Genomic DNA, 22,149 nt, shown 5'->3' on the forward strand with positions numbered 1-22,149 from the left:
AAATGCGCCACCTCACCAGTCACTGCTTCTGCGAGGTTTCTCATGTACACCGCTATCGGTTATGCCGCCCAATCGGCCACCACTCCCCTCGCCCCGATGAAATTCGAACGCCGCAGCCCACGCGCTGACGACGTGGCGATCGAGATCCTCTACTGCGGCGTCTGCCACTCCGACATCCACCAGGCGCGCAATGAATGGGGCATCGCGGTTTATCCGTTGATGCCCGGCCATGAGATCGTCGGCAAAGTCACCGCCGTTGGTGCGAACGTCACTCAACATAAAGTCGGCGATCTGGTCGGTGTCGGTTGCATGGTCGACTCCTGCCGCACCTGCGCTGCCTGCCAGCAGAACCTCGAGCAATACTGCCTCGAAGGCCCGACCATGACCTACGCCACCCCGGACCGGGTCACGGCAGCAACACCATGGGCGGTTATTCGGACAGCATCGTGGTCAGCGAGCACTTCGTCGTGCGCATTCCGGAAAAGCTGGATCTGGCCAGCGCCGCGCCGATCCTCTGCGCCGGCATCACCACCTACTCACCGCTCAAGCACTACGGGGTCAAGGCCGGTGACAAGGTCGGGATTCTCGGCATGGGCGGCCTCGGCCACATGGGCATCAAGTTCGCCAAGGCCATGGGCGCGGAAGTCACGCTGTTCACCCGTTCGGCGAGCAAGGCCGAGGAAGGTCGTCGTCAGGGCGCCGATCATGTGATCGTCTCCACCGATGCCGAACAGATGGCCGCCGCCGCAGGCCGCTTCGACTTCCTGCTCGACACCATTCCGGTGCAGCACGACCTCAACCCGTACCTGCAAACCCTGCGCTTTGATGGCGTGCATATCCTGGTCGGCCTGATCGAACCGATCGACCCGCCGGTGCACGCCGCCAACCTGGTGCTGGGCCGCCGCGTACTGGCCGGTTCGTTGATCGGCGGCATCGCCGAAACCCAGGAAGTGCTGGATTTCTGCGCCGAGCACAACATCACCTGCGACATCGAAATGCTCGACATTCGCCAGATCAACGAGGCTTACGCGCGGATGATTGCCGGTGACGTGAAGTATCGCTTCGTGATCGACATGGCGACGCTGAAGCTTTAAACCTTCAGACCGAGCTCTGCCGAGAGCCGGGCTGTGACCCCTTTGATCAGGGGGATCAGCTCGGCCATTTTTTCCAGCGGCATGTACGGCACGGTGCTGGCGATACTGATCGCCGCCACAATGCGCTTGCTCGCATCACGAATCGGCGCCGCCACGCAGCGGATCGACGGTTCGTTATCCTCCAGATCGAAGGCGTAGCCACCGGCCACGTACTCGGTCATGCGCTGCTCGAGCTGTTCCCACGATTGCTGGGGATGCTGCGGCCAGAACTGACTTTTCCCACCCGCCGGCAGGCTGATGTCGTACAGCCGCTGCCAATCCTGCGGCGAATCGTCGAGCATCAACGCCTTGCCGATCCCGGTGCGCGCCAGCGGCATCCGGTGGCCGACCCGCGAACGCATTTCCGGGCCGTTACGCCCCGGATTCTTCAGCAGGTACAGGACCTCATCGCCTTCACGAATCCCCAGGTGCACGGTGTCCCCGGTCAACGCCGACAACTCGTCCAGGTACGGCCCGGCCAGACTCACCAGCGGCAACTCTTCGCGCGCCTGAAACCCCAACTCGATCAGCTTCGGCCCCAGCAAATAGCCGATTTGTGGCACCACGCGCAGGTAGCGCTCGTCGACCAGGCAACTGGCCAGACGATGGGTGGTGCTGCGCGTGGTGCCGATCAGCCGGGCGATCTCTTTCAAATCGCGGGCGCCACTGGCCACCGCCTGCACCACACCCAGTCCGCGAAGCAGGGTCTGGGTGCCGGTGGGCGCGGCGTCCTTGGTTTTTTCCGGGGCGTCTTCCTGCATATCCAGCCTTTACCGTTGAGCGAGGGAACGGGCGGCATTATGGTCGCCCGACGCAGACGACTACAACTCGATACGCTCGACCTTGCCTACCAGCAGCACGTAGGACAATGCACCGATCAGCGCCAGCACCGCGATGTAGGTGATCGCCGGGGCGAACGAATCACCGCTGGCGAGGAAACCGATGACAATCGGCGTGGCAATCGCCGACAGGTTGCCGATGAAGTTGAACACCCCGCCGGTCAGCCCCAGCAACCGCGCCGGAGCGAGGGTCGAGACCAGCGACCAGGTGATCGAGGCCAGACCGTTGCCAAAAAACGCCAACGCCAGGAAGGCAATCACCAGCGGTGTCGATTCAACAAAATTGGCGCCGATGATCGAGGTGGAAATCAGCAGCCCGCCAATGATCGGCAACTTGCGCGCGAAGCCCACGCTGCAGCCACGCCGGATCAGCAAGTCGGAAAAGAACCCCGAACACAGCACGCCAATGAACGCGGCCAGAAACGGCAACGATGCCAACAGGCCGGACTTGATGAAGTCCATGCCGCGATATTTCACCAGGTAGGTCGGGAACCACGTCAGGAAGAACCACAGCGTCGAGTTCAGGCAGAACTGGCCGAGGTAGATGCCCCACAATTTGCGTTTGCTCAGGACGATACCGAGGTCGGTCCAACTGAACGAGGCCTTGGCCGTTTGCGCTTGAATATCCACCAGTCCGCCACCCTCGCGGATCAGGTCGATCTCCGCGTCGTTGGCGCCTTTGAAGTCTCGCGGTTCGCGATACACCGCGTACCAGATCGCTGCCCAGATGATGCCAGCCGCACCGGTTGCGACGAACACCATGTGCCAGCCGAATTCATGTTGCAGCCAGGCCAGCACCGGCGTCAGAAACGCCAGGCCGACAAACTGCCCGGAGGTGTAGAAACCAATCGCCGTGGCCCGCTCACGCTCGGGAAACCAGGTGGTCACCACGCGGCTGTTGATCGGATAGGCCGGTGCTTCCAGCGCGCCGACCGCCATGCGCAGCACAAACAGCGCAATGAAACTCGCAGCGAAACCGAGCAGCACCGTGGCCAGCGACCACAGCAGCAGCGCGACACTGTAGAGGATGCGCGGCGGCACCCGATCCACCAGCCAGCCGCCGGGAATCTGCATCGCGGCGTAGGTCCAGCCGAATGCGGAGAAAATCAGCCCGACGTGAACCGGGTCGATGCCCAGTTCACTGGTCAGCGCGGGCGCGGCAATCGACAGGTTGCTGCGGTCGAGGTAGTTGATGACCACGGTGATGAACAGCAACACCATGATGAAAAACCGCTTGCGGCTAGGCGTGACTAAAGACGCCTGCCCGGTGAGGGTTTGCGTTGGCATGGGGGGTGCCTCTTCTTATGATTATTTGAGGTCATTGACGCCATCTCCCATCCATGGAGATCAATTGTGGGAGGGGGCTTGCTCCCGAATGCGGAGTGTCAGTCGACATCTCTTTAGCTGACATGCCGCATTCGGGAGCAAGCCCCCTCCCACAAGGATTTGTGGTGGGTCAGAAGGGAATCACCACTCGGCAAAACTGCCATCGGCATGGCGCCAGATCGGGTTGCGCCAGCGGTGGCCGACCGCCGCGCGTTCGATCACGTATTCCTCGTTGATCTCGATGCCCAGCCCTGGCCCGTTCGGAATCTTCACGAAGCCCTGGTCGTAGTCGAACACTCGCGGATCCTTCACGTAGTCGAGCAGATCATTGCTCTCGTTGTAATGGATACCCAGACTCTGCTCCTGAATGAACGCGTTGTAACAAGCCGCGTCCAGTTGCAGGCACGCCGCCAGCGCAATCGGCCCCAGCGGACAATGCAGCGCCAGCGCCACGTCGTAGGCTTCGGCCATGTTGGCGATCTTGCGGGTCTCGGTGATACCGCCGGCATGCGAGGCATCCGGCTGGATGATGTCGACGTAGCCTTCGCTCAGCACCCGCTTGAAATCCCAGCGCGAGAACAGCCGCTCACCCAGGGCGATCGGCGTGCTGGTCAACGGTGCCAGCTCTTTCAGCGCTTCGTAGTTTTCACTGAGCACCGGCTCTTCGATGAACATCAGTTTGTACGGGTCGAGCTCCTTCATCAGCACCTTGGCCATCGGCTTGTGCACCCGACCGTGGAAGTCGACGCCGATACCGACGTTCGGCCCGACGGCATCGCGCACGGCGGCAACGTTGGCCAGGGCCAGATCGACTTTCTCGAAGGAGTCGAGGAACTGCAGCTCTTCAGTGCCATTCATTTTCACCGCAGTAAAACCCCGGCTCACCGCCTCTTTCGCGGCACGTGCGGTGTCGGCCGGACGATCGCCACCGATCCACGAATACACACGAATCTTGTCGCGCACCTGACCGCCGAGCAGATCGCTGACCGACACGCCGAGGGCTTTGCCCTTGATGTCCCACAGCGCCTGATCGATACCGGCCAGTGCACTCATGTGGATCGCGCCGCCGCGGTAGAAGCCACCGCGGTACAACACAGTCCAGATGTCCTCGATGTTGCGTGGGTCTTTGCCGATCAGGTAGTCGGACAATTCTTCAACGGCAGCGGCGACGGTGTGTGCGCGGCCTTCGACCACGGGTTCGCCCCAACCGGTCACACCCTCATCGGTTTCGACCTTGAGGAAGCACCAGCGCGGCGGGACGATGAAGGTGGTGAGTTTGGTGATTTTCATCTGTTTGTCTCTCTTGTTAGATGCAGCGCACGCAGCGCCGGATAAATCTCAGCGAAGGGCCTTCCAGGCAGCCACGTAGGCCTTGGCATTGGCCGCCACTTGCTCAACCGTCATGCCCGGTTTGAACAGGCCGGAACCGAGGCCGAAACCTTTCACACCAGCGTCGATGAACGCTTGCATGTTGTCCGGGGTGATCCCGCCGACCGGCGCCAGCACCGTCCCGGAAGGCAACACCGCGAGCCATGCCTTGACCACCGCCGGGCCCATCTGCTCGGCCGGGAACAGCTTGAGAATGTCCGCGCCCTCCTCCAGCGCCGCGAACGCTTCGGTCGGCGTCGCTACTCCCGGCGACAGGTACAGCCCCGCCGCTTTCGCTGCGCGCAGCACCTTGGCGTCGCTGTGTGGCATCACGATCACCTGGCCGCCGGCCTCTTTCACCAACTCGACCTGCTCCGGGGTCAACACCGTGCCGGCACCGATCAGGCAATCGGCGGGCAAGGTCTGACGCAGGATGCGGATACTTTCGTACGGCGACGGGGAATTGAGCGGTACTTCGATGACGCGAAATCCGGCGGCATACAGGACTTCTCCGACAGCAGCGGCTTCCTGCGGATGCAGGCCACGCAGGATTGCGATCAGACCGTTTTGTGCCAATGCTTGCTTGAGCATGTCAGGCCTCCAGTCAGGGTTAACGGGATAAGGAATCAAGCAGCCCGGCGGCCAGCGCCAGTTGCCACAGGCCACGCTCGGTGGCCTGCTCGGCCAGCGTGACGCGCGCGAAACCGCAGGCATTGAGGGCACGGCCGTAACGGGCGCAGAGTTGCGCGTTGCCGATGAGGATGATCGACGGCAGATGCGCACTATTGCGTCGGTGCCGCTGGGCTGCGGCAAGCGCCACCAGTTCATGGCCAATCATCAGGCCAGAGAGGTAATCCGCTTGCGCCGTCGGCGCCAGTTCACCGGTCAGGCCCAGGGTGCGGGCACTGAATAATGTGGAGAGCACGCCCAGTTCGCCGTCCGCCGACAGCGCCACTTGCACGCCACGGTCGAACGCCAACCCGTCGAACGCCGCACCCTGTTGCTGGGTACGCCCGAGAATGCTGTGCTCACTGAGCACAGCGAACACTTCGCCGGTCATGAAGGTGTCGAAATGAGTGATGCGGCCCTCGACCACCTCCACCCACTTGGAGTGGCTACCTGGCAGACCGATCAACAGATCGCCGCCCGCCTCGGCCGGCAGATTCTGCAGTACGCCGAGGACCTGAGTTTCTTCGCCGCGCATCACATTGGGCAGACGCGAACGCTGGATCACCCCCGGCACGATATGTACCCGCGTGCCGCGCAGACTGACCAGTGTTTGTAAGGAATTTCCGAGATTGGCGACGTTCGCCGGCGTCTCGCAGTAGGCCGCTTCGCGCCAGCCCTGGGCGCTGCCGACCATCCCGCAGGCGATCACTGGCAGATCCGGCTGCGCCTCGAGCCAGTCGCCGCATGCCTCTTCGAAGGCCAGTTCAAAACCGTCGGCGCATTCATCACCGTGGATGACTCGCGGCGTCTTCGGTAACTGCATGATCCCGGACGACAGCGCACGCTGCTCCAGCACCACCCCGCCCGCCGCGAGTTTGTAAGCACGTAATGAGGTCGTCCCCCAGTCGAGCGCGATCAATTGCGCCTGCATCGCTTCACCTGTTTTGTTTTTGGCAGTGAGTGCGACGGACTATAGACCTTTCAAGCGCGAAATCTCAATATGTAATTTTACATCCCATATTTTGGGATTGAATAAGTCCATTTTGTCCAACGCTGAACGACGTCCGTTCAGGTGCAGGCAGGACGACACGTTAAAAAACCAGCAATCAGTAGCAGCCGGAATCCTCTCAGCCCCATCAATCGCGCTTCTCTTGAATCGCACGCACGATGTCAGTTGCTGGGATGAGCATTGACTTCGAATAATATCCACCGAATGAATAAGCAGAAGTGAACACCTTACAAGAGATGACATTACGCTGACCTAATACCTGCAATAATTCACTGGCAGGCATAAAAATATTTGATACGCCCTCATCCTCTTTTTTAAACGAGGACAATTTGGCCATATAAATATGCTCCGCTTTAGATCCAGAACTATCAAGCTCAACAAAATCCCCCACCAAATACTGAGTCAACTTGTCAAAATCCTTAAACTCGACATCCTTATCCAGCGAGCAGAACAAAGACTCGCCCAACTGACTTTCCCCGGTCACATCCTGAAAAAAATTCAACAGATCGGTTTTCGAACCAAACTTAATACCTAAAGATGAGTGATCATCTCCACCACTGACAGAAATCAAGTCAATATCAATGACCGGAAGAACCGGTTGCTTAGTGCAAGAACTGCACAGTAGCAGTGTCAGAAAAACAAACAACGACTTCATTTCGAAGATTCCAAATATTGACTCAAACGTTCATACACAATATCGCATGCCGATTTACCACCCTGTAGCGTAGCGCCAAACATGACACCTGCCTGACGATGGTTGGCGTCTACCGCTTCGTTGATAGCTGGCCCAGATGTCATAACCCAACGCTCGCCCATGCTGGCAACGTTATCAGATGAATCCGTCACCTTGGGCGAAGCCAATACATTGACCCAATAATCTGCCGAGGGCTTCGGTGTCGTGAAATATATATCAGACACCATCCAGACACCTGTGCCACCGCCAACAGGATCAAGCGTTACCAATACCTTTACGGTGTAACCGCGCTCTTTCAAAATCGAAGTCAGATGTGCACCATTCCAACCACCCAAACTATGACCTACAACGACAATATAGACCGACTTATCACCTTTCAAAGGACGCTCGACGTACTTTTTAATATCTTTTTCACCGCGAACGTCTTTGTAACTTATGTATGGCAGATTCACCTCAACTTTCTGCTCATTAGTAAGACGCTTCTCTAACTGCTTCCATGCATTCATCACATTATGATGCGGCGGCTCATTTTGATAGTACTCTTCCTTATCCCCAGCACCGCCAATAAAAAACACTGCAACTTTTTTTACTTTAACCGCAGCCTGTTTTACGCTCTGATCAGTCTTGCAGGTCAACTCATGACCAGCCACTTCAGTTTTACAATCGTTGAGTGCGGGATTTTCGACTTCCATTTCGATCACTCTACGAACAGTTTAATAGTTTCGGCCAAATGCGAACTGACCATATGGGTAAAGCCCTGTTCATCGGTGATGCCATGCTCAACACGCCCATCGCCTCGCTGAATCGCATAAGGGTGGTCGGGAATAGGTTCGCCCGTGGCTTCATTAACGACCTGCATCCGATCATTGAAATGCACCGGCATCGGCAACAACCCACTAAACGCTGCCCCTCCGCCACTTTGTCCAATCATCACCGTGCCCGAACCACCGACCACGACATTGCCGTGGCCACCGGTGCTGTCGAGGGTTGCGGCGTTCAGGCCGTTGATGAATACGGTGCCGGAAACAGCGCCGGTGATCGGGCTGCCACAGGCTGATTTGTCGGTCATGCGCGCAGCGGCGAGGCCGTCGAAGAAGACGTCGGGCGAGCCGGAAACGATCGGGTTGGTGCCATGGCCTGGCAATGGGCAGGCGGTCGGGTCGGTGACGCGGGCGGCGGGTTTACCACTCAATTCAAAGCTCCTTGCTTCAGAGGTTCCGGGTGCGGCTGATGGATGTCGATGTCGGTCGCGGCGAAGCGCCAGCGGTTGTCGACAGGGTCGAACAGTGCGTGGCAGTGCTCACGGCTGTCGGGTGATGTGGCAGTTTGCAGATGTCGCCAGGCGCGGTCGGTTTGCCAGGCCAGTTCGGCCGGCGCGGCGTCGTCGAGTTCGTTGAGCCAGGCGTTGTAATTGCGCAGTTGATTACGCTCGTAAGCCGTTTGCAGCAGATCGGCCATTTGCACGCCGAGGTCCAGATGATGTTCGGCGGTCCACTGGCCGATCTCGGAATAGACGTACCAGCCCATCGGCATCAACGCGCCGTCCTTGAGCAACGAATGGCTGGCGGGGGCGACGAAACCGCAACAGATGTGCAGCGTCAGCCAGCCCTGATGCGCGTCGATAAACGCATTCGGCTCGAAGTGGCGTAACGCGATCACACGGTAGTCACCCAGGCCGGCGCTGCGTGTCATGAGTTCGGCGTCGAGCCGCGACACAAACGCACGAATGACTTTGCCGCCCGTGCGATTGACGATGCACAGGATGTCTACCGGTTGACGCTGAGGGTTGTCAGAGCAGCCTGAGTTTTTCACCAGGCCATACAGGCGCATTGACGCCCGCAATCCGCTCATCGCCGGTCACTCAGAGACACAGCGAAGGCCCCACGGGCGTGGAGAAGTTTTGCCAGAAGCATTGCAGGTGTCGTCCGTGAGCGCGCAAAAATGGCGCGTAGAATGCCGGACTAGAGCGGTGGCGGCAATCACTTCAACATCGGATTGCCATCATCTCCTCAGCCTTCGGCAAACTCACGCAACACCTTGCCATCCATGCGATAGCGCACCCACTCTTCCTGCGGCTGCGCACCGAGGGATTTGTAGAATTCGATGGCCGGGGTGTTCCAGTCCAGCACGCTCCATTCGAAGCGCCCGCAGTCATTGGCACAGGCAATTTTCGCCAGATGCCGCAACAGGGTTTTGCCGGCGCCGCCGCCGCGTTGTTCGGGGGTGATGTAGAGGTCTTCGAGGTACAGGCAATTGCTGCCGAGCCACGTCGAATAGCTGAAGAAGAACACCGCAAAACCGATCGGCACACCGTCACGCAGGCAGATCAGGCCGTGGGCGGTGGCGCCCTCGCTGAACAGGCTGCGCTCGATGTCGGTGACGCTGGCGATCACTTCGTGGCGAGCCTTTTCGAAATCTGCCAGTTCGGTGATGAAGGCGAGGATTTGCGGTGCATCGCTGGGGGTCGCCGGGCGGATTTCGATCGTCATGAACGGGCCTTGTCGGAAAAGGGAAAGCGCCATACTAAGGCCGGATGCGGCGCTCGTCACATGGCAACACAGAGAATATCCTGCGCCGATATTGCAATGTGGGAGCGGGCTTGCTCGCGAAAGCGGTCTGACAGACAACAATGATGGTGACTGGATTGACGCCTTCGCGAGCAAGCCCGCTCCCACAGGAACTTCGCCAGTCTGAAAGGATGCTCATGAACACTGAGATTTTATGCCCGTGGAGGCGCTTGCAGCAGCACTGCTGCCCCACGCCCTCGAACCCGGCGACGACGGTGCCCACGACCTCGCCCACCTGCAACGGGTCTGGCACAACGCGCGCACCTTGCAGGCCGAGGAAGGTGGCGACCTGGAAGTGTTGCTCGCTGCCGTGCTGCTGCACGATTGCGTGTCCGTGGAAAAAAACTCGCCGCTGCGCTCGCAGGCTTCGCGCCTCGCCGCAGAAAAAGCCGCCAACGTGCTGGCCGATCTGGACTGGCCCGAAAGCAAAATCAGTGGCGTCACCCACGCCATCGAAGCCCACAGTTTTTCCGCCAACATCACCCCGCTGACCCTCGAAGCGAAACTGGTCCAGGACGCCGACCGGCTCGACTCGCTGGGCATGCTCGGCGTTGCCCGCACCTTCTACGTCGCCGGGCGCATGGGCAGTGCGTTGTACGACCCGCTCGACCCTGAAGCCAAGGAGCGCGACTACGACGACACCCGCTTCTGCCTCGATCACTTTCAGACCAAGCTGCTGCACCTGGCCGATGGTTTCCAGACTGGCGCCGGTCAGCGTCTGGCGCAGATCCGCCATCAACGCCTGAAGGGTTTCATGGAGCAGTTCAAGGAAGAAATCGGCCTCGACTGATAATCCTGTGTCTCGACCGTTCGTCGCTCATCAGGCACCAATCCGATTCAAGGGCAGACCAAACACAGGTAAGGAATTCAATCACTGGAGAAGCCCTATGATCCCGTCAAGGTTGACTGCCCTCGTATTCAGTGCCCTGCTCTGCCCAGCGGTCTCCGCCGCGTCCACCACCGCAGCGGGCACAGGCCCCACCGATCCGGTTCCATCACCGCGCGCCCCGGCCATCAACAGTGCCCCAGGCATGAACACCGATGGCTCCGGGGTTCCATTGATCAACCAGCCACCTGCCACTGGCACCGACCCACGCACCCAAGGCAGCGACCCCGGCCGCCAGGGTGGCATGAACACCCCTGACTCCCCCGCCACACCCGATAACGCCGGCCCCGGCATCGGCTCGAAAACCACCACCGGTGGCTCGGGCTCCGAGGGCGGCAGCCAGTAGTTCGCCGACGCGAGCGTCCTATTCACATCCATGAAGAGGTAACCATGAACGTCGATAAAAACCTGGAAAAAGAAGTCCTCACCCGCCTGCTGCATGCCCATCCGAGCGGACTGGGCAAAGAGGTGCTGGACAATTATCGCGGCGAGAAAGTGGTGGCCAGCGCCCTCGCCTCTCTGCAGGATCGCGGACTGATCCACCACGGTCATGTGACCTGCAACGAGGCCGGCGAACACTCGTTGAACTTGCCGATCAAGCTCAGTGCGGCTGGCGTTGAAGCGGCGCGCAAGCTGGATCTGCAGTAGACCTCAGGCCGCTCGCTGCCGGTGCGGCGAGCGGCCGAATCTGCACACAAGAGGAGAAATCCCATGCCTCGTGGAAGCAAAGACAAATACACCGCTGAACAGAAGCGCAAGGCCGAACACATCGAAGACAGCTATGAGAAAAAAGGCTTGTCGAAGGATGCAGCCGAAGCGCGGGCCTGGGCGACGGTCAACAAACAGTCGGGCGGCGGCGAAAAGGCTGGCGGTTCCGGACGCAAGAAACCGGCGAGTGCCAAGTCCGAAGATCGCAAAGAATCATCGCGGCGAGCGGTGGCCAGTCGCGGGGGACATGCGCGCGACAGCAAGGCGTCGCGCGAGACGCAGACTCTCGACAGTCTGCGCAAAGAGGCGCGGGCGAAGAACATTGCCGGGCGTTCTTCGATGCGCAAGGATGAGTTGATTGCGGCGTTGCGCAAGGCCGGCTGATCCATATTTTGTGCTGAGCCGTATGGCCTCTTCGCGAGCAAGCCCGCTCCCACATTGGAGTTGTGAAAGACGCAAATCCCCCCTGTGGGAGCGGGCTTGCTCGCGAAGGCGGTTGATCAATCGCCGCAGGACTCGTGGATAAACGCATCCACCTCAGCAACTCCCGGCGCAGTCGCCGGCCCCCATCGTGTCACTGCCAAAGCCGCCGCCGCATTCGCCCGCCGCGCCGCCTCATGGGCGGGCAAACCCTGCGCCAACCCGGCGACGAACACCCCGGCATGGGCATCACCCGCCCCGTTGCTGTCCACGGCTTTTACCGCAAACCCCGGTACATGCCGTCGCTCGCCACGCTGCTGAATCCAGCAACCCTGTGGTCCATCGCGCACCACCATCAGCACATCCTTGGGCAGATGATCCGCCAGCCGATCCAGCGCTTGAGCAATGTCTGCAGCCTCGGTAAAGCGCAACGCCTCGACGCTGTTGCTGGTCCACACATCAATGCGCGGCAGCAGCGCCCGCATCAACGGCGAGTCCGGCGACTCCACCAACGGCCCCGGATCGAACACCACGTTGATCGCTTCCGGCAGCGCCAGCGTCCAGTCCAGCAGCGCCTGCGCCTTGCCTGCGTGCAGCAGGCTGTAACCGCTCACATAAACGTAATCGCCCGCCTCGGCCGCCACGCTGTTCAAGTCCTCTCCGGTCACCTCACCTTCAGCGCCGATGTAGGAAATGAAACTGCGCTCGGCCGACGCATCGGTCAGCGCCACGCATATCCCGGTATCGCGTTGTGCAGGCATCTGGATGCCGATGTGAATGCCTTCATCCTTCATCGCCTGACGCGCCAGATCGCCGAAACGCCCGGTGCCGTGGCGACCGAGATAGACCACCGGCAAACCATTGCGCACGGCTGCGGCCATCACGTTGAAGCCGCCGCCAGCCTCGAAAGCGGCAGACTGCGCCAGCACATCGCCGCCGATTTGCGGCAGCTGATCCACGGCCATGACCAGGTCGATGATGACCTGGCCGGTGTGCAACATCTTAGGCATGAGCATTCTCGACTTGCGCGGCACGGCGATCTTTCGCCCCGCCAAGGACGAAGTAAATGCCACCGGCCACCACGAAGGTCACGATCCAGCCGAGGCCGTTGTGGCCCAGCCACGAGTCGGACAAAAAGCCCTTGAACCAGACGTTCTCGGCGGTGGTGCCGATGGTGGTGAAACTGAAGCCGAGCACGATGGCAATCGCCCACGCGCCGAACGCGCGCCACTCGATGCCGCCGCGATACCAGTAGGCGCTGCTCGGGCTGACGTCGAGCAGGTCTTTGGGGCTGTAGTAGTGACGGTGAATCAGGTCGACGACGAAGATCCCCACCCACGCGGTGATCGGCACCGCCAGCAGCGAAATGAAGGTGATAAACGGGCCGTAGAAGCTGTCGGCAATCAGCATGAAGTAGATCGAGCCGGCGAAGATCGCCACGATGTCGACCACCACCGCGTAGACGCGTTTGACCTTCAGACCGAGGGTCAGCGTGGTCAGACCGGCGGAGTACACCGACAGGTTGTTCGACAGCAGCAAGCCACCGAACGCGGTGATCAGGTACGGCACGGCCATCCAGGTCGGCAGCATGTCGCGGATGGCCACGATCGGGTCAGTCGCCGATGCCAGATCGTTGTTGCCCACCGACAGCAGGCCGCCGAGGGTGATCAGCAGCACCAGCGGAATCCCCGCACCGAACGCCGCCGAGGCGACCAGCCGTACAGCCTTGACGCTGCGGTGCTGATAGCGCGACATGTCCGCACCCGCGTTAGCCCAGCCGATCCCGGTGCCGGCGGCCATGGTGCCGATGCCGATGATCATCGCGCTCAGCGGCGCTGGCGTGGCGTTGAACACCGCGCTCCAGTCGATGGTCGCGCAGAGGAAGCCGCCGACCAGAATGTTCAGCGCGCCGAACACGTAGGTCGCCCACTTCTGGATCACCAGCAAGGTGGCGTGACCGAGGCCGGAAACCGACAGGGTCAGCAGGACGAAAATCGCGATGAAGATCAGCGTCAGCACGGGCGCACTTTTCGCTTCAACCGGCGAGCCGAACAGGATCGAACACAGCGATAGCAGCACGAACGCCGCGGTATTGGTGTTGACCGTTTCCCAGCCCAGACGCGACATCAGCGAGACCAGCGTCGGGCCGATATTGCCACGCACGCCGAAGATCGCCCGCGACAGGGTCAGACTCGGCGCGCGGCCACGGCGGCCGGCAATCGAGATGATCCCGACCACGGCGAACGAACCGGCGGCGCCGACGATGGCAACGATGATCGCCTGCCAGATCGCCAGCCCGCGAAACGCCACCAGCGTGGCGCCCAATGGCAGGCCGAGAATGGAAATGTTGGCGGCGAACCAGACCCAGAACAGTTGCAGCGGATGACCGTTGCACTCAGCTTCCGGCACCGGCTCAATGCCGCGGGTTTCCAGTTGCCCGGCGCTTGGCCCGGCGTTTGTTGAACTCATGAACAGTGCTCCTGTTTGCCTTTATTGTGGTTGTGGCAATGACTCAAAACGACAAGACATCCCGGCCATCCTCGGCCTGTCTGTGCGATCCATTGCGGGGTAAAAATCCGTAATCCGCAGCGCGCCATTCGCGAGCAAGCCCGCTCCCACAGGAGATTTGTGAACGGCTCAAATCCCCTGTGGGAGCGGGCTTGCTCGCGAAGGCGTCAGCTCAGTCAACGCAGGGTCAACAGCCCCTGCACCAACGGTTCAAGCTCCAGATGATTGACCGCTTTGACCGTGGCAATCATCGGCGCAGGCCAGCTCTCAAGGCCCAGGCAGGCCCCGAGCATGGCGCCGAGAATTGCCGCGATGGTGTCAGTGTCGCCGCCAAGACTGGCGGCCATGCACAACGCATCGAATGCGCTCATCTCGCCAACGGCCACTTGCTGCGCCAGGGCGAACGACACCACGACCGATTCCTGCGAGGCCACCGAAGTGCCGATCACGTCGTACAGCAGATCCGCCAGCAGGGCCTTGTCGCTGTCGACGCTGATGGTTCGCGCCCAACTGATGCGCGAAGCGATGCGCCCGCCGGCCACCCAGTGCCCATGTGCCTCGGCCTGTTGCGCAATCTGCTGGCCAAGGTTCAATGCCTCGCCCAGATCCATGCCGTTGATCCCGGCCGAGACCACCGCCGCCACCGCCGCCGCACTGGAAATCCCCAGCGTGGTGTTGTGGGTGACCTGACAGGCCTGCACCACGGCCGTAATGAAACGCTCGGGATCGGCGACGTCTGCCGCAATGCCCACCGGAGTGATGCGCATCGCCGCGCCGTTGGTGGTGCCGTAACGCCCGGCCTCCTCCGGCGAATGCCCGGCGAGGATCATTTCAATGGCACGTTTGGTCGACGGGCCGAGCAGGTCCTGCGACCCCTTGGCCTGCATCTCGGCTTCCCATTCGATCAGCCGTTGGGCGAGGACTGCCGGCTCGATGCGGCCCTTGCCTTCGACCAGCAACTCGCCGACCAGAATCGCCTGTTCGGTGTCGTCGGTAATCGAGCCTTTGGGCATGTTGGCGGCGATCGGTTGCAGAGGACCGGCATCCTGCAGATCGGTGATCCGGCCAAAGCGGGTCTTGATCGTTTCGCGGTTCAACGATTGCGTCGGCATGCCCAGCGCATCACCGAGGGCCAGGCCATAAAACGCACCGAGGGCACGGTTGAGCGCGGTCATTTCGATTCTCCAAATTGCAGGTGCAGGCGGAAATGCACCGGGTCGAGCAGGCTTTCGACCTGCTCCATGAAACGGTTCTGCCGGTCGTAGGTGGTACGCAGGGCCTTGAGGAACACGGTGCCGACCGGGCGCCCGAGCAGTTCGGCGTCTTCGGCATTGAGTGGTTCAGCGCCGATCCACTGATCGCCGCGCTCGCCGATGTAGCCGTAAGCGGCCAGGGTGATGGTCAGCGAGTTGTCGATCAGACCGACGCGCGGCAGGCTTTCCAGGCCGCCGGTGGCCGGCATCAAAGAACGTTCAAGGGACACCAGCGTGCCGTCGTTGGAACGACGACGGCGATCGAGGGTGATGAATTGGTCGGTGCCGAAGCGCGAAAGCAGATCAGGCCGCGTCACCGCTTCCAGGCGCAGCACTTCGGTGTTGATCAGCGCCCCGCTGTCGGCCAAGGCCTGCGCCCAGCCGCTGCGCTGATCGAGCACTACACCGTCGAAGGTGACGATCGAGCCGACTCCGCTCTGCGTAGCGATGTAATTGCGCCGCTTCAGTTCGGCCAGCGCTTCGCGCAACGTGCCACGGCTGACATTGAATTCCTGAGCCAACTGATGCTCGCCGGGCAACAGAAAGCCGTCCTCCATGAGGCCGCTTTCGATGCGCCGGACGAGTTCGTCGACCACCCGTTGTTTCTTATCAAATCGTACCTGTCTAATCATGTACAAAGTGATACCCGAAACGGGTGCGGGCGGGCAAGGGAAATTTAGGGAAGGTGACAGAAGGCGGGAGAATCAAAAGCCCCTCACCCTAGCCCTCTCCCGGAGGGAGAGGGGACTGACCGAGCAGTTTCACGCTCTGCATCGACCTGAAAAATCCAGTCGATTATGGATTCAGCAAAGCACTTTCAGGTCGATGTATCTCTGAAAGATCCCCCAATCAGTCCCCTCTCCCTCTGGGAGAGGGCCAGGGTGAGGGGGAGCTTTTGATCTCAGCGTTGTTTCAGGCGGTCGATGACCACGGCCAGCAACAGAATCGAACCACGAATCACATACTGATAAAACGTATCGATGTTCTTCAGGTTCATCGCGTTCTCGATGATCGCCAGAATCAGCACCCCGGCAATCACGTGGCGGATCATGCCGATCCCGCCGCTCAGCGACACGCCGCCGAGCACGCATGCCGAAATCACCGTCAGCTCGAAACCCTGGCCAATCATCGGCTGCCCGGAGGTCATGCGCGAAGCGAGAATCACCCCGGCCAGCGCACCAATCACGCCGTGCACGGCGAAAATGATGATCTTGGTCCGGTCAACGTTGACCCCGGCGAGCAATGCCGCCTCCTGGTTGCCACCGATGGCCATGGTGTTGCGCCCGTAGGTGGTGTAGTTCAGCAGCCAGCCGAAGAACAGGAAGCAGACGATGGTGATCAGAATCGGCACCGGCACGCCGAACAACTGGCCGTTGCCGAAGACGAAGAACGATTCCTGCGACACGCCCACCGCTTTGCCGTTGGCAAAAATGTAGGCCAGGCCGCGAACGATCTGCATGGTCGCCAGCGTGGTGATCAACGCGTTGACCCGCAACTTGGCGATCACGATGCCGTTGATCAGCCCGACAATCAGGCCCATCACCAGCGCTGCGCTGACGCCGAGGAACACGCTGTTGGTGTCGCGCATCACCACCGCCGCAACGACCCCCGCGCAGGCGATCACCGAGCCCACCGACAAGTCGAAGTGACCTGACGCCAGGCAATACAGCATGGTGCACGCGGCAATGCCGGTGGTGGAAATCGCTAGACCCAGCCCGCGCATGTTCAGCGGCGAGAGGAAGTTATCGATCAGCAGCGTGCAGGCGACGAAGATACCGATCGCCGCCAGCAGCATGACCCAGTCGTCGAGGAAGCGCCGCAGGTCCAGCGGTTTGCGGGGAGTCGGCAGCGCCTTGTTTTGGATGGTCATCATAGTCACCTCTCAGTTCGCCACGCCGTCAGCGCGATGGCGCGGCAAAGCCAGTTGCAGCAGGTTGGATTCATTGGCCTGGTCGCGGCTGACTTCGCCGCGCAGCGCGCCTTCGCAGAGCACCAGAATGCGGTCGGAAATGCCCATCACCTCCATGAGGTCGCTGGACACCACGATCACCGAAATACCGTCGGCGGCCAGGTTATGGATGATCTGGTAGATCTCGGCCTTGGCGCCGATGTCGATGCCGCGAGTCGGCTCGTCGAGCAGCAGCACCTTCATCGGCATCGACAGCCAGCGGCCGAGAATCGCCTTCTGCTGATTGCCGCCGGACAGGAATTTGATCTGCTGACCGGCGTGCGGGGTTTTGACTTTCAGCGCCTTGATCTGCTTGTCAGCGTTGCCCTTCTCCCACAGCCCGCGCAGCAGGCAGCCGAGGCTGGCATTGGCGCCGCGCGCGCTGATGTTGATGTTCTCGGCAACGCTGGCCAGCGGGATGATCCCCTCTTTTTTCCGGTCCTCGGGGCACAGCAGGATCCCGGCGGCAATCGCGTCACGCGGCGAGCGCAACTTCAATTCATGCCCGCGCAATTCGAGGCGTCCGGCGGTGTTGCGTTCAAGCCCGCTGAGCAAGCGGAACAGCTCGGTCCGCCCGGCCCCGACCAGGCCGAACAGCCCGAGAATCTCGCCCTTATGCGCCTCGAAACTCACCGGCTCACGCAGCCCCGGACCAAGCAGACCGTCGACCTTCAATGCCACCGCGCCGCGTGGACGACTGCGGTAATCGTAGATGTCCTGAATGTCGCGGCCGACCATGCAGGTCACCAGTTGATCGTGGGTCAACTGGCTCATGTCATCGAAGGTGCGCACGTAACGGCCGTCCTTGAACACCGTCACCGCATCGCAAATGCGGAACACTTCTTCCATGCGATGCGAGACGTAGAGCACCACTTTGCCCTCATCGCGCAGGCGACTGATGATCGCCATCAGACGGTCGATTTCGCGCGCCGAGAGGCTGCTGGTCGGCTCATCGAAGGCGATCACATGCGCGCCACGGGACAGCGCCTTGGCGATTTCCACCAGTTGCCGCTGACCGAGCGACAGGCGCCCGACCTTGGTCTGCGGATCGATTTCATCGGCCAGGCCCTTGAGGCAGGCCAAGGCATTCTGGCGCAGGACGCCACGATTGATCAGGCCGAAACTGGCCGGCAGATGACCGAGAAACAGGTTCTCGGCCACGCTCATTTCCGGCACCAGATGCAGCTCCTGGTGAATCACCGCGACGCCGCTGCCGATGCTGTCGGCGGTCGACTTGAACGCCATGGTCTGCTCGCCGATCTGCAACTCGCCGCTGCTCGGAATGTAGGCGCCACCGAGGATTTTCAGCAGGGTCGATTTGCCGGCGCCGTTCTCGCCCATCAAGGCGTGCACCTGCCCCGGATGGGCGACGAAGCTGATGGCGTCCAGCGCCTTGACCCCGGGGAAGGTCTTGCCGATCCCGTTGAAGCGCAGGCTGCCGCCGGCGCTGCTTGCATGTGTCTGTACTTGCGCGTGCATCTGAGTCACCTCTTCACACCGATCGAGCAGCCATCAATTCCACAGGCCGATTTTTTCCAGCTCTTGCTTGAAGTTCTCACGGGTGATCAGGGTGACGTCGTCCATCGCTGTGTACTTCGGCGGTTCTTTGCCGGTGGTGACCCACTCGTACATCATCTCGGCAGTCTTGTAGCCTTCGATGTGCGGGCTAGGCAGCATCGAACCGAAGAAACCGCTGTTGGGCTTTTTCAGCTCGCCGATGGCGTCGGTGCCGTTGATGCCGATGCCAATCACATTGGCCGCAGCGAACCCGGCGGCTTCGGTGGCGCGGACGCCGCCGAGTACGGTGTTGTCGTTCATGCCGCCGATGATCAGGTTCTTCGCCGCGCTGGGCAGCTTGACCAGCGCCGAGTTGGTGGCGTCCATGCTGCCCGGCACGTCGAGGGTTTTCAGCGCGGCGGTCAGGATGTGGTCTTTCGGCAGGCCGGCGTCTTCGAGCGCCTTCATCGAACCGTCGGTGCGCTTCTTGCCGGTGTCGAGTTCGTTGTAGGTGTTGACCACCGCGTAGGTGTCTTTCCAGTCCCAGTTGCGCTTCTTCGCTTCGGCGACCATCGCGTTGCCCTGCTTCTGGCCAACTTCGAACGCGGCCATGCCGAGGTACGGCACGTCCTCCATGAACTTGCCGCTGGCGTCGACGAAACGATCGTCCACGGCAATCACTTTCAGGTCATTGAGTTTGGCTTTGGCCATGATCGCCGGGCCGAGCGAGACGTCCGGCGGGCAGATCACGAAGCCTTTGGCACCGTTGGCCGCGAGGCTGTCGATGGCCGAGAGGGTTTTCTCGCCGTCTGGCACGGCGATCTTGATCAGTTCGAAGCCTTTATCCTTGGCGGCTTTTTCAGCAAAAGCCCACTCGGTCTGGAACCACGGCTCTTCAGCCTGCTTGACCAGGAAACCGATTTTCACGGCATCGGCAGCCAGCAGCGTACTGCTCAGACTGAACGCGGTGACCGCCAGCGCGGCACTGCACAGGGTACGAATTCCGAAACGACGTTTCATAAGCTGACTCCTTGTTATTTTTTTTGAGCAAATTAAACAGCTTGTGGCGAGGGAGCTTGCTCCCGCTGGGCTGCGAAGCGGCCCTAAAACCGGTTACCTCGGTCAATCAAACACACCGCGCAGCCCGAATTTACGACTGCTGCGCAGCCGAGCGGGAGCAAGCTCCCTCGCCACAGGTGTGGTGGCGTGACACGTACTGCTGCAAAGCCTGTTGAAAATAGTCATATCGTATGATGATTGGATTTCACGCGGAGTTCACCGCCTGAAACACGATCCACTCAGTCGTGGTACATCACCGAGCGCCCACCATCGATGGTGATGCACGAGGCGTTGATGAACGGCGCTTCATCACTGGCCAGAAACACGGCGGTCATCGCCACTTCGAGCGGCTGGCCGATGCGTTTCGGCGGGTGCAGATCGAATGCTCGCTGACGCTCGGCGTGCGGATCGGCAAAACCGTTCCAGTAATCGACGTTGAGTTGCGTCTCGATGTACCCCGGGGCGATGGCGTTGACCCGAACGCCCTTCGCCGCGTATTCGATACCCAGCGCCCGGGTCAGCCCAAGCAGGCCGTGCTTGGCTACCGGGTACGGGAAACAGCCGGGAATGATGTGGCTGGAATGGGTCGAGGCGATGTTGATGATGCTGCCGACACCCTGCTCGATCATCTGCGGCAGCACGGCTTTGCAACCGTACCAGGCGCCGTCCAGATCGATGGCGAAGCAACGACGCCAGTCTTCTTCGGTCATTTGCAGCGGGTCGCGGAACACGTTGACTCCGGCGCAGTTGACCAGCACGTCGATGCGCCCGTGCAGCTCGATGGCCCGTCTGGCCATGGCATGCAGGTCTTGCTGGCGCGAGACGTCAGCCTTGATCGCCTGCACGTCGTAGCCCTTGTCGCGCCACTGAGCGGCAACCTTCTCGACCTTCTCTGCCTGAATATCGCTGATCACCAGTCTGGCCTGCTGCGAGGCGAACGCGGCAACGATGGCTTCGCCGATGCCTTGAGCGGCACCGGTCAGCAGCACCACTTTGTTTTTCAAACGCTCACCCTTCGGCGGCGCGGGCACCGGCGGCAAGGAAAGAGGTTCAGCCATGGATCAGGACTCCTGTTCGTCAGCACAAAAAAACCGGGCATCTGTCGATGTCCGGTCTGGAAGACTGTGAAAACGAAACAGGCAGGCGCGGCGAGCGACGCCGGGCCGTTGCGAGACGCTGACTCCGCTGAGGAGTGCGATAGAGGTTCGCTGCATCACTTCACCTGTTTTGTTCTTTTTAAGTGTGAGTGCGTGTTACTGCTGGAGCCGACTATAAACCCGACTGCCAAATAATCTCAATATATAATTTTGCATCCCATATTTTGGGATTCAGCCTGCAAACCGCGTGCAGAGTTTGCCCGGCACATCGACCCTCATCGACAGGACTGCGCCATCCAGTGGATGGTTGCGCGGACTCTGGGCGCTGGTGATGTACAGGGTTTTCAGGTCTTCGCCGCCGAATACGCAACTGGTTGGCCGGCTGACAGGCAGATCGATTTTGCGGTCGACCTTGCCGTCCGGCGTAAGGCGCAGCAGGCAGCTGCCGTCCCAACGGGCGTTCCAGACATAGCCCTCGGCGTCGACTGCCGATCCGTCCGGGCCACCATTCTGGTCAGGGCCATACCAGATCTCGGCGTTATCCAGATTGCCGTCGGTGTGAATGAAATAGCGATTGAGCGCCCCGTCGAGACTGTCGCCGAACAGCAGCGTGGTGCCGTCATCACTCCACAGCAGTGTGTTGGGAATGCCGAGACCGAGCAGCAATGGCGTGACACGCTGGTCGGGGTCAATGCGGAACAAGCCACCGGAACGACGCTCGATCGGCAGGTCTTCGCCGTTGTCACCGATGTTGTTCTGCATGGTGCCGAGCCACAGTCGGCCTTGGGCGTCGCAGCGTGCTTCGTTGGGCCGATTGCCGGGTTGCGGGTCGGCGATGCAGAACAGCGTGAGGCGTGGTTCGAGGCCCGGGGAATCGAGATCCAGTCGATACACGCCGCTGCTCAATGTCACCAACGCGTCGCCGCTGGCACAGGGGATGAACGCGGAAACGTGCTCGGGCATCTGCCAGATCTGCACATTGTTGCCGATCAGCCGCAGCGCCTGCTTGCCGGCGATATCGACCCAGTACAGCGCCTGGGTCGGGGCGTCCCAGAATGGCCCTTCGCCGAGCTTGGCGCGGTGTTGGGTTACGGCGGTCAACGGCATATTGAATCCTTCATGTTGTTGTTCTAACTGTAGGAGTGAGCCTGCTCGCGATAGCGGTGGG

General features: G+C 60.8%; 23 protein-coding genes and 1 pseudogene. 5 read left to right on the plus strand and 19 right to left on the minus strand.

What is annotated here, in order from left to right; all coding sequences use genetic code 11:
* The first annotated feature begins 42 nt into the window (after nt 1-42).
* Nucleotides 43-1,094 (plus strand): annotated as a pseudogene (locus E3Z29_RS23255) (NAD(P)-dependent alcohol dehydrogenase).
* Here the strand turns inward: E3Z29_RS23255 and E3Z29_RS23260 are convergent.
* The 10 genes from E3Z29_RS23260 to E3Z29_RS23305 all read right to left on the minus strand — a co-directional run bounded on the left by E3Z29_RS23260 (nt 1,091) and on the right by E3Z29_RS23305 (nt 9,527).
* Nucleotides 1,091-1,894, minus strand: a complete 804-nt coding sequence (locus tag E3Z29_RS23260) for an IclR family transcriptional regulator (protein ID WP_045122581.1) — start codon at nt 1,892-1,894, stop codon at nt 1,091-1,093. The pseudogene E3Z29_RS23255 and the gene E3Z29_RS23260 sit on opposite strands and share 4 nt — an antisense overlap.
* A gap of 60 nt (nt 1,895-1,954) precedes the next feature.
* Complete coding sequence (locus E3Z29_RS23265; protein ID WP_086794170.1) at nt 1,955-3,259, minus strand: MFS transporter; 1,305 nt, start codon at nt 3,257-3,259, stop codon at nt 1,955-1,957.
* A 180-nt stretch (nt 3,260-3,439) separates the two neighbouring features.
* Nucleotides 3,440-4,588 carry a galactonate dehydratase gene (gene dgoD, locus E3Z29_RS23270; RefSeq protein ID WP_007961968.1) on the minus strand — a complete coding sequence of 383 codons (1,149 nt, stop codon included), beginning with the start codon at nt 4,586-4,588 and terminating at the stop codon, nt 3,440-3,442.
* A 48-nt stretch (nt 4,589-4,636) separates the two neighbouring features.
* Nucleotides 4,637-5,257, minus strand: a complete 621-nt coding sequence (locus E3Z29_RS23275) for a 2-dehydro-3-deoxy-6-phosphogalactonate aldolase (protein ID WP_041069252.1) — start codon at nt 5,255-5,257, stop codon at nt 4,637-4,639.
* 19 nt (nt 5,258-5,276) lie between these two features.
* Entirely contained in the window at nt 5,277-6,266 is a 990-nt protein-coding gene (locus E3Z29_RS23280; RefSeq protein WP_134787060.1) for a 2-dehydro-3-deoxygalactonokinase, read from the minus strand.
* 205 nt (nt 6,267-6,471) lie between these two features.
* On the minus strand, nt 6,472-6,999 hold the full coding sequence (locus E3Z29_RS23285) for a hypothetical protein (protein ID WP_098965000.1): 528 nt from the start codon (nt 6,997-6,999) through the stop codon (nt 6,472-6,474).
* Nucleotides 6,996-7,730, minus strand: a complete 735-nt coding sequence (locus tag E3Z29_RS23290) for a hypothetical protein (protein ID WP_098965002.1) — start codon at nt 7,728-7,730, stop codon at nt 6,996-6,998. The genes E3Z29_RS23285 and E3Z29_RS23290 overlap by 4 nt, the downstream gene beginning before the upstream one ends.
* A 5-nt stretch (nt 7,731-7,735) precedes the next feature.
* Entirely contained in the window at nt 7,736-8,230 is a 495-nt protein-coding gene (locus tag E3Z29_RS23295; RefSeq protein WP_098965003.1) for a PAAR domain-containing protein, read from the minus strand.
* Nucleotides 8,227-8,889, minus strand: a complete 663-nt coding sequence (locus E3Z29_RS23300) for a hypothetical protein (RefSeq protein WP_134787061.1) — start codon at nt 8,887-8,889, stop codon at nt 8,227-8,229. Before E3Z29_RS23300 ends, E3Z29_RS23295 begins: the two co-directional genes overlap by 4 nt.
* Before the next feature lie 158 nt (nt 8,890-9,047).
* Nucleotides 9,048-9,527 carry a GNAT family N-acetyltransferase gene (locus tag E3Z29_RS23305; protein WP_003226995.1) on the minus strand — a complete coding sequence of 160 codons (480 nt, stop codon included), beginning with the start codon at nt 9,525-9,527 and terminating at the stop codon, nt 9,048-9,050.
* A gap of 232 nt (nt 9,528-9,759) precedes the next feature.
* Between E3Z29_RS23305 and E3Z29_RS23315 the strand changes: the two genes are divergently transcribed.
* From E3Z29_RS23315 to E3Z29_RS23330, 4 genes are all read left to right on the plus strand, one after another.
* The gene (locus tag E3Z29_RS23315; protein ID WP_134787062.1) at nt 9,760-10,395 is read left to right on the plus strand and encodes an HD domain-containing protein; all 636 of its coding nucleotides are present in this window, start codon (nt 9,760-9,762) and stop codon (nt 10,393-10,395) included.
* Between the two features lie 97 nt (nt 10,396-10,492).
* Nucleotides 10,493-10,837 carry a hypothetical protein gene (locus tag E3Z29_RS23320; RefSeq protein ID WP_134787063.1) on the plus strand — a complete coding sequence of 115 codons (345 nt, stop codon included), beginning with the start codon at nt 10,493-10,495 and terminating at the stop codon, nt 10,835-10,837.
* Between the two features lie 44 nt (nt 10,838-10,881).
* Nucleotides 10,882-11,139, plus strand: coding sequence for a hypothetical protein (locus E3Z29_RS23325; protein WP_096794892.1), 258 nt, complete (start codon nt 10,882-10,884; stop codon nt 11,137-11,139).
* Nucleotides 11,140-11,202: 63 nt separating this feature from the next.
* The gene (locus E3Z29_RS23330; protein ID WP_134787064.1) at nt 11,203-11,583 is read left to right on the plus strand and encodes a Rho termination factor N-terminal domain-containing protein; all 381 of its coding nucleotides are present in this window, start codon (nt 11,203-11,205) and stop codon (nt 11,581-11,583) included.
* Between the two features lie 116 nt (nt 11,584-11,699).
* Here the strand turns inward: E3Z29_RS23330 and E3Z29_RS23335 are convergent, their stop codons facing one another.
* The 9 genes from E3Z29_RS23335 to E3Z29_RS23380 all read right to left on the minus strand — a co-directional run bounded on the left by E3Z29_RS23335 (nt 11,700) and on the right by E3Z29_RS23380 (nt 22,088).
* The gene (locus tag E3Z29_RS23335) at nt 11,700-12,629 is read right to left on the minus strand and encodes a PfkB family carbohydrate kinase (RefSeq protein ID WP_134787065.1); all 930 of its coding nucleotides are present in this window, start codon (nt 12,627-12,629) and stop codon (nt 11,700-11,702) included.
* Nucleotides 12,622-14,088, minus strand: a complete 1,467-nt coding sequence (locus E3Z29_RS23340; RefSeq protein ID WP_134787066.1) for a cytosine permease — start codon at nt 14,086-14,088, stop codon at nt 12,622-12,624. Before E3Z29_RS23340 ends, E3Z29_RS23335 begins: the two co-directional genes overlap by 8 nt.
* Nucleotides 14,089-14,303: 215 nt before the next feature.
* Nucleotides 14,304-15,302, minus strand: a complete 999-nt coding sequence (locus E3Z29_RS23345; RefSeq protein ID WP_134787067.1) for an ADP-ribosylglycohydrolase family protein — start codon at nt 15,300-15,302, stop codon at nt 14,304-14,306.
* Complete coding sequence (locus tag E3Z29_RS23350) at nt 15,299-16,012, minus strand: GntR family transcriptional regulator (RefSeq protein WP_134787068.1); 714 nt, start codon at nt 16,010-16,012, stop codon at nt 15,299-15,301. Before E3Z29_RS23350 ends, E3Z29_RS23345 begins: the two co-directional genes overlap by 4 nt.
* A gap of 269 nt (nt 16,013-16,281) precedes the next feature.
* Nucleotides 16,282-17,250, minus strand: coding sequence for an L-arabinose ABC transporter permease AraH (gene araH, locus E3Z29_RS23355; RefSeq protein ID WP_027612371.1), 969 nt, complete (start codon nt 17,248-17,250; stop codon nt 16,282-16,284).
* Nucleotides 17,251-17,262: 12 nt separating this feature from the next.
* Entirely contained in the window at nt 17,263-18,807 is a 1,545-nt protein-coding gene (gene araG, locus E3Z29_RS23360; RefSeq protein WP_134787069.1) for an L-arabinose ABC transporter ATP-binding protein AraG, read from the minus strand.
* 33 nt (nt 18,808-18,840) lie between these two features.
* Nucleotides 18,841-19,845 (minus strand): substrate-binding domain-containing protein, encoded by a 1,005-nt coding sequence (locus tag E3Z29_RS23365; protein ID WP_047295641.1) that lies wholly within the window; start codon nt 19,843-19,845, stop codon nt 18,841-18,843.
* 278 nt (nt 19,846-20,123) lie between these two features.
* Entirely contained in the window at nt 20,124-20,942 is an 819-nt protein-coding gene (locus E3Z29_RS23375) for an SDR family oxidoreductase (protein ID WP_134787070.1), read from the minus strand.
* A 270-nt stretch (nt 20,943-21,212) separates the two neighbouring features.
* Nucleotides 21,213-22,088 (minus strand): SMP-30/gluconolactonase/LRE family protein, encoded by an 876-nt coding sequence (locus E3Z29_RS23380; protein WP_134787071.1) that lies wholly within the window; start codon nt 22,086-22,088, stop codon nt 21,213-21,215.
* Nucleotides 22,089-22,149: the final 61 nt, after the last annotated feature.

Origin of the sequence: Pseudomonas sp. S150 (genome assembly GCF_004526365.1) — a bacterium.
Classification (GTDB): domain Bacteria; phylum Pseudomonadota; class Gammaproteobacteria; order Pseudomonadales; family Pseudomonadaceae; genus Aquipseudomonas; species Aquipseudomonas putida_A.